The sequence below is a fragment of the Mesorhizobium sp. Arg314 genome (assembly GCF_053714275.1).
In genome coordinates this window covers 1,730-16,899 of sequence record NZ_JBSKBP010000068.1, presented here as the reverse complement: position 1 = coordinate 16,899, position 15,170 = coordinate 1,730, and the positions used below count along the sequence as shown (strand labels likewise).

The following is a 15,170-nucleotide window of genomic DNA, read 5'->3' as shown; positions in this document are numbered from 1 at the left end:
AAAAGGCGGGCAAATTCGCCCTGCAGTTTATAGCCGCTGCGGCGATCGGCATGGCGCTCGCGCCGGCAAGCGCATACGCGCAGTCGGCTGCCCCGGTCGAGGGCGTGCTGCAATGGTTCGTCGGTGTGCTGCAGGGCAGCATTGCTCGATCTTTTGGGATCATAGCAGTTTGCTTTCTCGGCTTCCTTGCCATGACCGGCAGACTGGTGTGGATGATGGCCCTTTCCATCATCATCGGCATCGCTCTGGTTTTTGGCGCTGCAGCTCTGGTCGATTCCATCCGGTCAACCGCCGGAGGCGCGTGAGCCGATGGACGACGAAGAGGTCTATGTCGAGCCGGTAAGCCTGCCCCTGACGCGCCCGCCGATGAAATGGGGCGTGCGCTACGAAGTGTTCGCGCTTAACGGCATGGCTGCCGTCATTGGATTCATCGCGACCAGCAGTTTTACGCTCGGCCTTTGCCTGTTCAGCGCGACGCATCTGGTGAGCGCCTATCTGTGCCAGCGCGATCCTTACATCTTCCACATCGTCGAACGCCGACTGTCGAAGCGCGGCGCGGTCGCGAATTCAGGCTTTTGGGGCGCGAGGAGCTATTCACCGTGACCGTCAACGCCGACCTGAAATTCGCCAAAGCACGCAAACGGGAAAAGCCTGTCGAGGCCCATGTCCCCTATTTGCGCCATGTCGACGACAACCTGGTCGTCACGAAAAGCGGCTTTCTCGTCGGGGTCATTCAGCTTAGCGGCCTGCCCTTCCAGACCATGGATCAGGCAGAGCTCAACAACCGCATGTTCAACCGCAACACGACATTCCGCAATCTCTCCACGTCCCGTTTTGCCGCCTATTCGACCATCATCCGGCGTCACGTGACGCCGGAGATCGAAGGGGATTTCGACAACCCTTTCGTGGCGGAGCTCGATGCCCGCTACATGGACGAGTTGGGCTCAAAGAACCTGTTCGTCAACGAGGCTTTCCTGACGCTCATCCGCCGCCCGATGGTCGGGCGCGTCGGCTGGGTCGACAAGGCGCTCAACGCCTTCCGCATCAGTACCGCCGGCGAAGAGACACGTGAAGAGGCCATGGCCGAATTGCAGGATGTCCTCAATGGCGTCGTCAAGGACTTTTCGGCCTATGGCGCGCGGCTCCTGGGGGTGGTGACACGGCGGAGCAGCGTGTTTTCCGAACCCGCCGAATTCATCGCCAAGATCCTTGCCGGCGGCGCGGATGTCGAAATGCCGCTGCCGCGCATGAGCTTGGCGACTGCCTGTGCGACCCGGCAAATCTTCTTCGGCAAATCCGCTCTGGAGATCAGGGGAGCGCATGAAAGCAAGATTGGCGCCATGGTGTCGATCAAGGAATACCCGCCCTTCACGGCACCCGGGTCGCTGGATGGCCTGTTGCGGCTCCCGCATGAATTTATCCTGACGCAGTCATTCGCGATTGAAGATCGCGTGACGGCCATGCGCCGCATCAACACGATCTCCAACCAGGTCAGCGGTTCGGATGAGGCCGGAACCTCTGTCGAGGATTCGGTCCACGCCGGCGCTGACAAGCTTGCCGGTGGCGAGGTGGTTTTCGGACAGCACCACATGACGGTGATGGCGCTGGCTGCCGACGTCCAAGGGCTCAACCGCTCCCTGTCCGACATAAGTACCGAACTGTCGCGCATGTCGATCGTGCCGGTGCGGGAAACGCTCAACAGCGAACTTGCGTTTTGGGCACAGCTGCCCGGCAATTTCAGCTACATTGCGCGCCGCGCCCTGATCTCGTCGCTGAATTTTGCCGGGCTGTTTTCAGGCCACAATTTTCCCTCCGGCCAGCGTGAAGGACTGCACTGGAAGCGGCCGATCGCGCTTCTCGAGACGACCAGCCAGACAGCCTATTATTTCAACTTTCACGTTCACGACGTCGGTCACTTCACCGTTTTTGGTCCGACCGGTTCGGGCAAGACGGTCGTGCTGTCATTCCTGATGGCCCAGGCGATGCGGATTTCGCCGCGACCCCGCTGCGTGTACTTCGACTACATGCGGGGCGCCGAGCTCTTCATTCGCGCGCTCGGTGGCCGCTACGAAGTCATGCAGCCGATGCAGGCCACCGGCTTTGCGCCGCTTCAGCTGGAAGACACGGCAGAAAACCGCACGTTTCTGGAAGGGCTGCTGCGCTACATCCTGACACCTGACGACGGGTCGCTGGACGTGGCGGAAATGCGCGTGATCAACACGGCCGTCGACAAGGTCTACAAGATCCCGCGCCAACAACGCACGTTCGAGTTACTGCCGGAGGTGCTGCGCGGCTCGCTGGCGCCGGGAATGAACGATCTCGCGGCGCGAATTGAACCCTGGCTGAACCCTGGCGACAAAGGCTGGCTCTTCAACAACCCCGTCGATCTCGTCGATTTCTCCAAGCCGGTGGTCGGGTTCGACATGACCAAGATCCTGGCCGATAAAAAATTGCGCTCGGCCGCTCTGCTCTACATCTTCCATCGTCTCGAAGAGATCATCGACGGCACACCGCTTCTCATGTTCCTCGATGAAGGCTGGAAGCTGCTCGATGACGACGTGTTCGCCGCCTTCATCAACGAGACGCTGAAAACAATCCGCCGGCGCAATGGTGTCGTCGGCTTTGGCACCCAGACGGCCGAGGACGTGGTGAATTCGTCGATCTCGTCCTCGCTGATCGAGCAGACGAAAACCAACATCTTTTTCCCCAACCCGAAGGCGAGCAAAGACTCCTACATGGCGCGCTTTTCGCTGACGGCGAAGGAGTTCGAGTTTGTGCGCCGCACCGCCAAGGAAACGCGCACGTTCCTGGTCAAGCACGACAGCGATTCCGTTGTGGCGAAGCTCGACCTGTCGGGCATGCCAGACCTCATCAAGGTGCTGTCGACCAACGAAACCAACATCAAGGAATGCGAACGGCTACGGGAGATTTACGGGCAAGAGCCGGAAGCGTGGCTGCCATACCTTTGTGGATGGGAGAGCGAGCATGAAGAAGCTGCTTAGCCGCGTGATCGCCGCGGCCGCGATCATGCCGGGGCAGATGGCGGTTGCCCCGGCGCTGGCCCAGATCGCCGTCATCGACAATTCCAATCTGGATCAGCGCGCGCAAGACGAGCAGCACAGCGCAAAATCGCAAGAAACCAAATCCGACGAGCAGGAGAAGAAAAAGAGTGTCGTTTGCACCTATTCGAATAAGTACAGGTCGCAAATGTTCAATCGCTCCCCCGGTGAGGCGCTGAACCACGACGCCGAAAACGCCAAGCTCATCCGTTACTATGCCCAAAAATATGGCGTCCCGGAGGGACTGGCCCTGTCGGTCGCCTATCAGGAATCCCGCTTCGACAGCTGCGCCGGCTCTCACACCGGCGTCAAGGGCGTGATGCAACTGACAAAGGGAACGGGCAGGCAGCTCGGCTTCGATCGCGACATCAATGAGCAAAACGTCGAGGGCGGCGTCAAGTATCTCGGCAAAGGCGTCGCACAGTGCGGCGCCAGCAACTACAGCTGCCTGGCGAGTTTCTATAATGGCTCCAATGCCGCCGAACAGGCGCAGTGGGCCTCAGGCGTCGGCCGCTGGCACAGCTATTTCGACAGTTACGTCGCGAGCGGACAGGCGCCGGCGGCGTCCCCACCGGCGATCAGCATCGTGACATCGAGCGGACCGGGCGGGGCTGCCCAAAGCGGCGCTCTCGATTCTGTCACCAAAGCCGCGGCTGACCTTGACGGAAGCTCCGCACAGATGACGGCCAATTCCTCGCAGATCGACGCGCTCGCCGGCGGCGTCGGCCAAGTTGGCGAATACAAGGATGCCTGGGAGCTCGACTCGTCCGCTCGAAGTCTCAATACGGACGTGACCGGCCAATATATCAATCAGGCCTCCGACTTCACCGCCCTCCTCGGTCAGTATCTTTCGCTGAGCAACGTCGGAGCCTCGCAGACCGCGCGGATCATTGCCCCGCCACAGGGTGAATCCCCAAATCCATTTTCATGCGACCCGGCCGAGCTTCAACGCCTGCGGATCGATCGCAGCCAATGGCTACCCTGTGCCAGCCAGAGCGCGCACGCCGCTTCCGGGAACGCGCAGTCGGTGCAAACCAACGCCGATCCAAGCGGCGCGGCTCGCGCGATCGAAGCAATTCAGGAATAGGAGGCTGAGAGTGAGAAAAATCGCTATCGCAGCATGTGTAACACTTCTGTCGAGTGCCACTCACGCGCAAATCGCGGTCATCGACAATGCGAATTTGGACATTGCCCGCCAGAACGCGGACAACACCAATTCGATCATGGGATCCAACAAGGACATCCTCGAGAAGAGCAATCAGATCCTGCAAGCCTTGACGGGCAGCCGCAACGGCTCTCTCGGCATTGGCCAAATGGGCTTGGGCGGCAATATGTCGATTGCGCAAGCGCCGAGCTTCGGATCGATCCTTAATGGCGGCGCCCTCTCTTTCGGCGGGCTGTCTCCTGAAATCCAGAAGATCGCCGGAGCGGTCATCAACGGCCTGCAGCTGGTCAAACAGCTCCAGCAAATCACCGGTAATGGCAGCAGTGCCGTCAATACGGCCTATAGCGGCAGCGTCAACGTCGCGTCGCTGTTAAGCGCCTTGACGTCGCAGGCCTCGCAAGGGGTCGCGCAACGCGAACAGTCGTTGCAGTCGGCCAGCGGCCAGATCGGACAGTCCGAGGACGTGAAAGGCTCGGTCGATCAAAACACGCGCATGCAGCTCGAGAACGCACGTGCGGTCAACGAGCTCATCGGCGTCCAGAATGGTGCTGTCGCCGCGCTCAACGAGGAAATGAAGACCCGGCTGTTGCGGCAAAGCCAGGTGCAAAAGCTGATGACGCCGGCGCAAGTCAATCCATTCCAAAACTTCGGTAAAAGCGGGAACTGATTTGACGGCGCGAGCGAAACGGATGCCAGCTTTGTGGCGGTGGGTCGCCGTAGTCGCTGTCACGGTGACGAGCGTCACGGTGGCCGGGTGCGCCAGGCCAGGTCGCGAGCTCAAGGCGCCGTGCGCGCCGCTGGCTTATGCCGGCGACGCGAGCTGCGGACCCTTGAAGCCGGTCAACGCCACGCCCTTCGATCGTGTTGTCGAGGATGGATGAACGGGCTGGCGACAAGCATTCTGGGAGGCATCGATGACGTCGGAAGAGGCTTTGTCTCCAGCGTCTACATGCAGCTCGGCTACGCGCTGGGGAATGTCTACGCGCTCATGCTCACCGTCTACATCATCTGGTGGGGCTACTCGATCGTCAGCGGCCGCGAGGCGATCTCTCCGATCGAGTCGGTGTACCGCCTCGGTCGTGCGGTGGTCATCTACCTGTTGCTGAATGGTTGGGGCACGTTTTCCGAGACGATCTACAAGCTCGTGCAGGCGGTGCCGAGCGAAATCGGCAAGATCATCGTCGGGGCCGTCTCTCGCGCCACCGGCAACCAGCTCGCGGATCAAGATGCGATCCCAGCCTTGATCGACAATCTCTACCGCGGTGCCCAGGATGTTGCCAATCAGGTCTACAGCGGCACTTTTTACGACATATTCGGCGCGCTGCTTTCCACCATCGTGCTCCTGGCCGCCATCATCTTTTCGGCGCTTGCGATAGCGGCAATCATCGCGGCCAAGATCATGCTGTTCATCACTTTGGCGCTGGCGCCGGTCTGGATTGTCCTTTGGCTCTACCGGTGGTCAACCCGGATGAGCGAGGGGTTCATTTCGCTGACCACCTATCTGATCATCCAGCAAATCCTCATATATGGCTTCCTGGGCTTTTATTTTTCGCTGGTCAATCTTGCCTTGAACACGGCCACGTCGGGAGGCGCCAGCGTCGACAACAAAATGTCCATGGTCCTGCCGCTCGTCCTGGTCACGATCATCGGCATCTATGTGCTCATGCAAATCCCGGCGATCGCCTCGATACTGAATGGCGGCGGCTATCTCAGCACAGTTGGAGCATACCGCTCCTATGGGAATGTCCCGGGCAACGTTGCCCGCTATTCGGGAGCGCGGCTTGTTGCAAACCGTTGGCAACGGTTCAGGACGTCCCGCAGTAGCGAGGCGGCTCGCTCATCCATTCAGCAAGCGGCGCGCGATAACGCGAGGCCATTGGCCTAGATCGCAGGCATCGGCCTGATGAATGCGGCTTTGTGGCCGCAGCGGGAGTTTGGACATGAGGCTAAAGTAAAGTGACAAAAATCCAGGCAAGCCTAGCCGCCGAGACCGGCAAACTCCTCGATGAGCGCTACTATCAGGCTGGCGCGACATGGGAGGACGACACACACCGGTCTCTCAGACGATCGCGTACGCTGGCCTGGCTAATCAGCGGCGTCGCCAGCGTGGTTGCAGGCCTGTCATTGCTGGCGCTGGTCCTGATCCTCCCGCTCAGGCAATTCGAGCCCTATGTGATCGAGGTCGACAAGACGACCGGCTATCTCGAAATTGCGCGCGCGCTCAAACCGGGCGATCTGTCGCAAAATGAGGCGGTCACGGCCGCCAATCTTGTTCGCTATATCCGCGCCCGCGAAACCTATGACGCGAGCGAGATCAAGCAGAACTATGATCTTGCGCAGCTTTATTCGACGGGAACGGCGTCAAAGGATTTGACTTGGGGCTACACGCCGTCCAACGCGCAGTCGCTCGACAAGATCTACGGTCGCAATGTCACCGTTTCCGTCGACGTCAAGTCGGTGTCACTGCTCAACAACACGACCGCGTCGGTGCGGTTTTCGACCACGACGCGTCGCGAGAATTCTTCCGCGACCGACAATTGGGTGGCCGTGGTGAAATTCCGCTACACGACGACCCCGATCAAGAACGAATGGCGCTTCGACAATCCGCTTGGCTTCCAGGTGATGGAATACCGTCGCGATCAGGAGTCCGCACCGACGGCAGGGAGCGCGCCATGAAGACCAACATTGGGGCCGCCCTGTCGCTGCTGATCTTGCTTGGCTCGGCCAGCTACGCTGCGTCGCGGGACTATCGTATCCGCTACGTGCCTTTCGACAACGACAATGTGGCGACGGTCAATGCCGCGCTCGGCGTCTCCACGATGATTGAGCTCAGCCCGTCCGAAGTCATCGAAACGGTTTCGGCCGGCGACACGAAAGGCTGGTCGATCGTGCCCAAACGCGGCTCGCGCTTTCTCTTCATCAAGCCGCTCGAACGCGACGCCTGGACGAATGTCAACGTCATTACCGACCGGCGCGTCTATTCGCTGTTGCTCAAAGCCACCGACAGCGATCGCGACCGTGCGTCGTTCCAGGTCCGGTTCAAATACGCGGACGAGGATCAAAACGCGCGCTTGCTTTCTGAAGCCCAGAAAAGCGCTGCCGATCCCGATCTCAAGAACCTCAACTATGCCGATCTCAACTACAATTACGTCTATGTCGGGGATGACAGCTTGAAGCCGCGTGTTGCTTTCGACGACGGCACCAAGATGTTCCTGGAGTTCTCGGCCGACATCCCGGCCATCTTCGTCGTCGATGAAAAAGGCCAGGAATCGCTTGTCAATCAGCGGACCCAGGGAAAATACACGGTCGTTGACAAGACCGGCCGGCAATTCACGCTGAGGGCCGACGGCAAAACGCTTTGCCTCTACAATCGAGCGCGGCCGTCCAAGGCGGATCCTGTCTCCGACGTCTATGGGCCGAGAAAGCTGGTGCGCGGGTCCGGCCCCTTCTCTTCCCCGTCCACGAGGGGACGATAGATGAGCAACATCGACTATAACGAGCTTGATGGCGGTCCGTCCGTTGCTCGACGCTATGCCGGAGTAGGCGCCAAAGTTGCCATGGTCGCCATAGGATTGATTGTGGCGAGCGCGCTGATCTGGATCAATTGGCCTCGCGAGCCGCGCTCTCGTGATGCGGCATCGGACGCTAGTGACAATTTCAACCCGCCTGAATTTCGCCCGCCGGCGCTCGCCGAGACGCCACAAGCGGCCGACAAGACAATCGACCAGATCGTTGTTCCGCCGCCCGCGGAAGGCGAGACCAACAAGCAGCAGGCTGACAATGTGGATCAGACGGTCCAGCAAGGCGGAGATCTCGACGCGCAGCGGCGCGCCATCGAAGCCCAATTGGCAGCCGAACAGGCGCGCCGCAAAGCCGAAGAAGAAGAAGCTCGCCGCAAGTCAGCAGCCGACGAGGAGGCCCGCCGGAAGGCCGACGAGGCTGAGCACCAAAAGGCAATGTGGGAGCGCCTGCGGTCGAACCAGATGATTACCAGCGAGCAAGCGAGCCCGGCCGCCGAGCACGATCAGCAGGCCCAGACACAAATCGCCGCTAACGGTCAGCTTGTTCCAGTGCCAGGAGCCGACACCGATCCCAACAAGGCTTTCCTCGCGCAATCGGAAACCCATTCGAATGCGATGGCCAAGGCGCGGGTTTTCCGCCGCACCGATGCTTTGATCCCTGAAGGCACGATGATCCGCGGATTTTTGGAAACCGCCATCAACACCGATCTGCCTGGCATGGTTCGCGCGGTGGCGCGCGAAGACGTCTATTCGCTCGACGGCCGCCGCATTCTGATTCCGAAGGGCTCTCGGCTGACCGGCGAATATCGTTCGGGGATCGCGCGCGGGCAAAAGCGTGTTTTCATCGTCTGGAACCGCGTCATACGTTCCGACGGGGTGTCGGTCGACATTGCCTCGCCTGGAGCCGACAGTCTTGGACGGGGCGGTCTCGGCGGCCGCGTCGATACGCATTGGCTCGAACGCTATGGCAATGCGATCATGCTTTCCGTGGTGGGCGGCGTTTCGGAGTACCTGTCTTCCCTCGCCGACCATGGCAACGGCAGCCAGCAACAACAGGTGACAACCGTGGACCCCGTCACGGGGCAGACGGCCACGACCACCTATGGCGGCTCCGGTCAGCAGCGCGATCCCCGCAGCATCGCCTTCGACAAATCCTCGACGGCGCTGCAACAGCTGGCACAAGAGGCATTCCGCGACACACAGAACATTCCGCCGACGATCTACGTGGACCAAGGCACGCCGATTGTCGCCTTCGTTCGCCGTGATCTGGATTTTTCCGAGCTCTATGCAGATCCGGTGCAAGAGGAGCTGGTTCGACTGAAGCGCGGCGGGAAGCCGGCAAAGGCGCTCGCTCCGACGCCGCTCTTAACGACGCCAAAAGCTGAGGCTGATCCCTATTATCCAGGCTACGGGAATCCGGCCAAATGAATGTCGTGCAGCCCGTGCCGAACGCCTGGATGCGCGCGCCGGTTCTGCGCGCCGAACTGGAACCGATCTGGCCCTATATGGAGGAAGAAACGGTTTCGGAAATCGCCATCAATCGACCCGGCGAAGTTTTCATTGAGCGCCTTGGCACAAAGGAGATGCAGCACGTCGTCAAACGCGAGCTTACGAAAAACTGGATACGCTCGGTCTCGGTCGGTGTCGCTTCGGCCACCAACCAGGTCGTCAACGAAGTCACGCCGGTCCTGGCGGCCGCTCTGCCCTCAGGCGAGCGCTTCCAATGCGTGCTGCCGCCGGCGGCACACGATGGCGGCGCGATCTCCATCCGCAAGCAAGTCATCATGGACATGACCCTTGGCGACTACGCAAAGATGGGCGCGTTCGAACAGACCCAGATGGGCGGTGGCCTGGCGCTCTCGGCCGAAGAAAAGCAGCTTGCCGAGATGTTGCATGACACTTCGCCGTTGGAATTCCTGCAATACGCGGTTTGCAATCGGATTTCGCTCATTGTCTCCGGCGGCACGTCAACCGGCAAGACGACCTTCCTCAACGCGTTGTTGAAGATCATCCCATCTCATGAGCGCATCATAACCATCGAGGATACGCGCGAACTCAAGCCGGCAACGCTAAACACGGTGACGCTGCTTGCCTCGAAAGGCGACCAGGGCCTTGCCAGGGTTACGCCGCAACAGCTTCTCGAGGCATCGCTGCGAATGCGGCCCGACCGGTTGCTGCTCGGCGAACTGCGCGGCGCCGAGACATTTTCCTTCCTACAAGCCATCAATACCGGTCATCCGGGTTCGCTGACGACCGTTCACGCCAACTCCGCCCGCTCGGCCCATGAGCGCCTGGCCCTGATGGTCATGCAAAGCAATGTCGGGCTCTCTCGCAGCGAGGTTCTCGAGTACCTGCGCGAGGTGATCCCGGTCGTTGTGCAGATGGTGCGCGGCGAAGGCGGGCGCCGATCGATCAGCGAAATCAAGTTCACGAAGGCGGAGACGCCCTGACGAGGACGCACTATGGAAAAGATCGCTGGCAGGATCTTCTTGGTGCTGATGGCCGTGGCGCTGGGTGCCTTGCTGTTTTTGGTCGCATACGCGGCTACGGACTGGTACAGGACCGGTTCGCATTTTCTCTTTGACGATATCAATGCGGACCCGCGACCAGTCTTAGACTACGCCTGGACGGACCTGAAAGCTGGAAGTTTTGCAAAGCTTCAGTACGCCGGTGCCGCGGCCGTATTCGGCTTCGTCCTGCCGCTCGTGATCGCTTTCTTGATGCGGCCACCCAAGGGCAACGACGCGAAATTCATGTCGATGGCGGACGTTCGCCGGGCCGGCCTGCTGAAGCCGAGAGGCATCTTCATCGGACGCGCCGGCGGCAGGCTGGTCAACGTCTTTGCCCCGCACCGCGATCGGCGCACGGGCAAATTGAGCCTGACGCGCCCCAGACTTCGCGGCGGCAAGAAACTTTGGATCGACGGCGATGACGTGGGCGGCTTCGTCATTGGACCGCCGAGGTCAGGCAAAGGCGCAGCGTTGATCATTCCGAACGCGCTGATGTGGCCACATTCGCTCGTCGTGCTCGATCTGCGCGGCGAGACCTACGAAGCGACAGCCGGCCATCGGGCCACGTTAAGCCAGGTCGTCCGCTTCGCGCCGGCCGACCGCGATGGCAACACCGCCTTCTATAATCCGATGGATTTTATTTCCCTCGATTCGGCTCAGCGGGACATCGACCTGCGCAACATGGCGGCCGCGCTCTTTCCGCGGCCGCCTGCGAACGCCGATCCTTATTGGGTCAACGATGCCCGCCTCCTCTTCACCGGCATTGCCTCTTACGTCATGGAGTCCCCGCAGATCGCCGACGAAAACCGCAGCTTCGCCAGCATCCTCAGGATCATGAACGGCACTGATGAGCCGATCCTGGAGTTCCTGGCGAGCTTGCGCGACAAACGCCGGCATGAAGTGTCGGATTTCACGCTGCAAACGCTTCTGCCCTACGCGGACATGGCAGAGAAGCAGTTTTCCGGTCTCTATGCCGGCGTCCGCACCGGCATGGCGCCCTTCCTGAACGAGCGACTTATGCGGGCAACCTCGCGGAGCTCCTTCGACATCCGCAATCTCAAGAGCGAGCGCGTCTCGCTCTATCTCGATTTTCGGCGCGAGCAGATGGCTTCCCTCGGCCCCCTGTTCAATGTGCTCATCACGCAGATGATGAACTTCATGTCCGAATCCATGCCGCGCCCGGGCGAACATCAGGTGCTTGTCCTGCTCGATGAATTTCAGAACCTCGGCAAGCTTGAGAAGGTCACGGACATGGCGACAGTCCTTGGCGGCCACGGCGTGCCAATTTGGTTTTTCGTGCAATCCCTGAAATCCGTCGACGAGATCTACCGGAAAGAAAGCCGCGAAACGCTGATCAACGCTGCCCGAGTCCAGATCTTTTTCGGCGCCCAGGAGACCGACGATCTGCGCTACGTCTCTGAGCAGATAGGCGAAACATCCGAATTTCAGAAGGACGTCACCAGAACCCAGGCGAGCCTTTTCGACACCTATTACACGCGCTCCGTTCACAACAAGCAAGTACGCCGGCCGCTCATGCGTCCCGACGAAATCCGCACCATGGACAAGAGCAAGGTCGTCATTTTACCGCGCGGTGAGGACGCGATCCTTGCAACCCGGAATTTCTATTTCGCTGATCGTGAACTCTCCAAGCGCGCTTTCATGGCCCTCCCGGAAAGGGCGAATGCAAAGCACGCCAAACCCGTCACTGCCAGCGCGTCCCTCCCCTCCCCATCGGTCCAGTCGATTGTGCCGGTTGCGCCGCGCTACCGCTCCGGCTTTACACACTCGCGGCTGCAGCGCGGTGCGACGTTCGCTGCAAAAATCGGACGTACCCACCGGCCTACTCCTCACCGCCGCTTCCCCGGGCCGCAAAAGGCCGGCGTTGAGGCGACCCTCATCCCGCCGACACCGGCGGCGGCAAATGCCATCGATTTTTCGGCATTGGCGGCCCGCGCGGCGGCGACCAGAATCTCGCCGCAAAAAGAGGCTGTGATTGCGGCCATTCTCGCCCAGGCCAAATCTTTCCGTCCGCAGTCGGCCGATACCGAGACATTCGACCGCAATTTAAGCATCGTCGCAGAAGCATTGCCGGACGTCGTGGACGAGTGATCCCTATGGGGAGGCGTTGTCGATCCCTGGGGCGCAACGCATGGTTCCGCTTCTTGAGAACGAGGGCATTGACGTTCGAGACGGGGCGCCAGGAAGCTTTCAACCTCGATGTCGAACGCACCGCCTACAAGGACGTTCTGGATTTCGGCGGACTGCTGAAGGACCTCATCCCGGCCAAGGTCAGCAATCTCGATAATGCAGTGCTCAATGCCCGGGAATTCACGGCGGAAGTCGCGGCCAAGCTTAAGGCCGGCAGCAAGTCGGCATGGCGGCATAACGTGGGAAACAACCGCACCAACCTGTTTGCTGACGGGTGGAGCGGGGTCGCCTCATGCTATGATTGTGGGCTCGTGCGCTTAAATTGCAAGCGTCACGTCTGCCGCCAAGTCGCTGTGTAGCTCCACGAGGCTGCGCGTTAGGGCGTGACGGGGAAGCTGTGTTCCTCGCAAACGTCGTGAAGGACAACCTTCGCCGGCGGCGTTTGATCCTGACCCGGCGGCTTTTCCGGACACATCCAGACAGTTAGTGCCGGCGTGGACGAATGCAGCGTGCGCAACATCTCATCGGTCTTGGTCGCGCAATCCGGCCCCTCACACTTCGTCAGGATGAGGCCCGGGGTCCGCGGCGCCGTTCCAGCTGTCGCCTGTCGGAAATCATTCGCCTGACGCAACACCCGCTGCAGCGCGCCTTCCCAGAGGTAGACCGGATCAATCGCCAGAAGCTGCTTATCAGACAGGCAGTCGATGGGGCCGGTGCCCAGATCGAGGCCACGGACCATGTCGGGGCAATAAAGCTCCCTCAGCCCAATCCTTCGATCGTCGACACCTCCAAACGAGAGGGGATTGATGCTCAAATTTTTCTCTGACTTCGTCTTTTTCGGCTGCCCGTCGTCAAACGGTATGACCAGCTTCTGAAAGCCGTATTTGTCGGCATAGGCCATCTCGCAGGTAAAGGGTTTTGCGGTGGGCCGGTACCCCTGTTCGGGAGTTCCGGATTCCGCCAGTACGATGTTGACGAAAGCCGACTCATTGGCTGATAGCTTAAAATCGTTCAACTGCCGCCTGGTTGTGGTCGTGTCGATGAGATTGAAGTGGCCAGTCAGCGTATCCGTCGAACAGGTCAGCTGGGGCCTGACGGTCGCCGCGGTCGGTCCTGCGTTCGTCAAGGTGTAGTGGTAGACAGGCACGGTGACGAAGACCTCGTTGGCCTGTTGCGCGATGGCGGCGTCATCAAGGCCCAGATTGAGGCTATCGATGTACAAATAGTCCAAGGACAGACTTGGCGCGTCCCGGCCCAGGGCGGCAAGGACGTTGTTTTTGGCCGGCACGTACAGGGCGGTGATTGCCGTGATCACCGCGGCGGGGAACCCGATCCAGTCGCGGACGAACCGTGCATAGTCGCCAAAGGTTTTGGTGTTGGTTTTGGCAGGCGCCTGGGAATCGGTTGTCATGGGCTATCTCCTGCCAAAAGGCGCTGTTTCTCGCTTTGGAAAGTCCAGCGCCGGTCAGCGTCGGAGAAGGTCAGCAGCCAGATGCTGTCGTAGTCAGTGTCGTTCCACACAGCCGGTGCGATCGCGGCGGATTCGACGATTGCGGCGGCCAGGCGCGGAATTGCCTCATGTTGCCAGCACACGAGGACAGGGGAGGGGTGCCGCCGGACTGCAGGTCCCGCCAAGTCCTCTTGCCCTTTGGAAAAGGTGGTGTCCGGATCGAGCTGCAGGCGGCGCGCGAGGGGCGCGACGGTTTGTGTTGGCCGGAGGCTGCGCAGGCCGCTGCCATCTCTCTTGATCGGCGCCGAGGCGACGATGGCGACAGGCACCTGCAGCGATGGCGGAGGATCGAAGAACAGATGGGCAAGAGCGCCGGCGCGTTGCCAACCGCGCACGATCAATGACTTGTCATCGGCCTGGCCAAGTTCATCGACACCGAGGTCCGGCCCTTCTGCGAGCGGTTTCTCGGCGTGGCGGATAATCATTACCAAGCTGTCGGCCATGGCAAACCTGCGTTGCTGAAACGATCCCCTTCGCAGGGGTGGATCGTCGTGAAACCTATCCGGCGAAATACGGCGATATGCATCTGTCGGCCTTATGCTGCCAGCTGACATTGGCCGCACGGGCATCGGCCTTTCGGGTGTCGTAGGTGTGGGCCGGTTTGCCGGTGGCTTCATCCTTGCCGTCGCGCTTGCCGGCGTCGGACAGGATCAGCCGCATCCGCGGCGCCGCGACCTCCAGCAAGGTTGCCGCAAGCGGCCGCTCTTCGACAATGTCGTCGCTGTCATCCTTCAGGATTTGCCGGACAATGTGGACGCCAAGGCAGTCGGGAATTGGGTCGGGATCGGTTCGCCACGCCAGCAAGGCGACTTCGTTGTTGACGATTGCGGTTGTCTTGACGATCTGCACCATCTTGCCCTCACAAGAACGACGCGCACCACCATGAAACGCAAGCCGATACCGACCGCATTCAGAAAAAATTCGGGACAGAGTGTTCTACACGGCCGCTCTGCTGAGCAATGTCCGTGCATCGAAGTTTCATATTATACTTCAGAAGCAAGTGCCAAAGTAAAGGCCTCCCTAATATTTATTTAATATGGCGCGCTGGCATCCGAAGGATGGCCGTTTCAGCGATCCACGCGACCGTGTGGTGCCGTTTGAGCAACGGCGAGGCCCCGCCGATAGCTGTGGGATGTTCTTTGACGGGAGTGCTGGGCAAAACCGTTTCGCACTCCCAGGCGTGGAAGATGATACCCGCAGACCATCTCAATACGTGCAAGAAATATGTGGCCGAAGCCGAGCGTCTGGGCTTCATCA

Annotated in this window: 15 protein-coding genes; 12 read left to right on the top strand and 3 right to left on the bottom strand. The window is 60.3% G+C overall.

The features are described from left to right. From ACWGS9_RS32055 to ACWGS9_RS32000, 12 genes are all read left to right on the top strand, one after another. Positions 1-305: TrbC/VirB2 family type IV secretion system protein (locus tag ACWGS9_RS32055; RefSeq protein ID WP_454508995.1), on the top strand; the 305-nt coding region annotated here is incomplete at its 5' end. 4 nt (positions 306-309) lie between these two features. Beyond that, a complete protein-coding gene (locus ACWGS9_RS32050) occupies positions 310-603 on the top strand; it encodes a VirB3 family type IV secretion system protein (RefSeq protein ID WP_454508994.1) in 294 nt (97 codons plus the stop codon). Further along, positions 600-3,002 carry a VirB4 family type IV secretion/conjugal transfer ATPase gene (locus ACWGS9_RS32045; RefSeq protein ID WP_454508993.1) on the top strand — a complete coding sequence of 801 codons (2,403 nt, stop codon included), beginning with the start codon at positions 600-602 and terminating at the stop codon, positions 3,000-3,002. Before ACWGS9_RS32050 ends, ACWGS9_RS32045 begins: the two co-directional genes overlap by 4 nt. Further along, positions 2,986-4,146 carry a transglycosylase SLT domain-containing protein gene (locus ACWGS9_RS32040; protein WP_454508992.1) on the top strand — a complete coding sequence of 387 codons (1,161 nt, stop codon included), beginning with the start codon at positions 2,986-2,988 and terminating at the stop codon, positions 4,144-4,146. Before ACWGS9_RS32045 ends, ACWGS9_RS32040 begins: the two co-directional genes overlap by 17 nt. A 10-nt stretch (positions 4,147-4,156) precedes the next feature. After that, a complete protein-coding gene (locus ACWGS9_RS32035; RefSeq protein ID WP_454508991.1) occupies positions 4,157-4,891 on the top strand; it encodes a type IV secretion system protein in 735 nt (244 codons plus the stop codon). A gap of 210 nt (positions 4,892-5,101) precedes the next feature. Continuing rightward, a complete protein-coding gene (locus ACWGS9_RS32030; protein WP_454508990.1) occupies positions 5,102-6,109 on the top strand; it encodes a TrbL/VirB6 family protein in 1,008 nt (335 codons plus the stop codon). 71 nt (positions 6,110-6,180) lie between these two features. Further along, positions 6,181-6,900, top strand: coding sequence for a VirB8 family type IV secretion system protein (locus ACWGS9_RS32025; protein ID WP_454508989.1), 720 nt, complete (start codon positions 6,181-6,183; stop codon positions 6,898-6,900). Further along, complete coding sequence (locus ACWGS9_RS32020) at positions 6,897-7,700, top strand: TrbG/VirB9 family P-type conjugative transfer protein (protein ID WP_454508988.1); 804 nt, start codon at positions 6,897-6,899, stop codon at positions 7,698-7,700. The genes ACWGS9_RS32025 and ACWGS9_RS32020 overlap by 4 nt, the downstream gene beginning before the upstream one ends. Next, positions 7,701-9,173, top strand: a complete 1,473-nt coding sequence (gene virB10 / locus ACWGS9_RS32015; protein ID WP_454508987.1) for a type IV secretion system protein VirB10 — start codon at positions 7,701-7,703, stop codon at positions 9,171-9,173. Then, positions 9,170-10,195 carry a P-type DNA transfer ATPase VirB11 gene (virB11, locus tag ACWGS9_RS32010; RefSeq protein ID WP_454508986.1) on the top strand — a complete coding sequence of 342 codons (1,026 nt, stop codon included), beginning with the start codon at positions 9,170-9,172 and terminating at the stop codon, positions 10,193-10,195. Before virB10 ends, virB11 begins: the two co-directional genes overlap by 4 nt. Before the next feature lie 12 nt (positions 10,196-10,207). Next, the gene (locus tag ACWGS9_RS32005; RefSeq protein WP_454508985.1) at positions 10,208-12,364 is read left to right on the top strand and encodes a type IV secretory system conjugative DNA transfer family protein; all 2,157 of its coding nucleotides are present in this window, start codon (positions 10,208-10,210) and stop codon (positions 12,362-12,364) included. A gap of 68 nt (positions 12,365-12,432) precedes the next feature. Beyond that, complete coding sequence (locus ACWGS9_RS32000) at positions 12,433-12,762, top strand: hypothetical protein (protein WP_454508984.1); 330 nt, start codon at positions 12,433-12,435, stop codon at positions 12,760-12,762. 17 nt (positions 12,763-12,779) lie between these two features. Here the strand turns inward: ACWGS9_RS32000 and ACWGS9_RS31995 are convergent, their stop codons facing one another. From ACWGS9_RS31995 to ACWGS9_RS31985, 3 genes are read right to left on the bottom strand one after another with little or no spacing between them, the layout of a single operon-like run. Beyond that, positions 12,780-13,814 (bottom strand): hypothetical protein, encoded by a 1,035-nt coding sequence (locus tag ACWGS9_RS31995; RefSeq protein ID WP_454508983.1) that lies wholly within the window; start codon positions 13,812-13,814, stop codon positions 12,780-12,782. Further along, positions 13,811-14,356 (bottom strand): hypothetical protein, encoded by a 546-nt coding sequence (locus ACWGS9_RS31990; RefSeq protein ID WP_454508982.1) that lies wholly within the window; start codon positions 14,354-14,356, stop codon positions 13,811-13,813. The genes ACWGS9_RS31995 and ACWGS9_RS31990 overlap by 4 nt, the downstream gene beginning before the upstream one ends. 55 nt (positions 14,357-14,411) lie before the next feature. After that, a complete protein-coding gene (locus ACWGS9_RS31985) occupies positions 14,412-14,765 on the bottom strand; it encodes a hypothetical protein (protein WP_454508981.1) in 354 nt (117 codons plus the stop codon). Between the last annotated feature and the right edge of the window lie 405 nt (positions 14,766-15,170).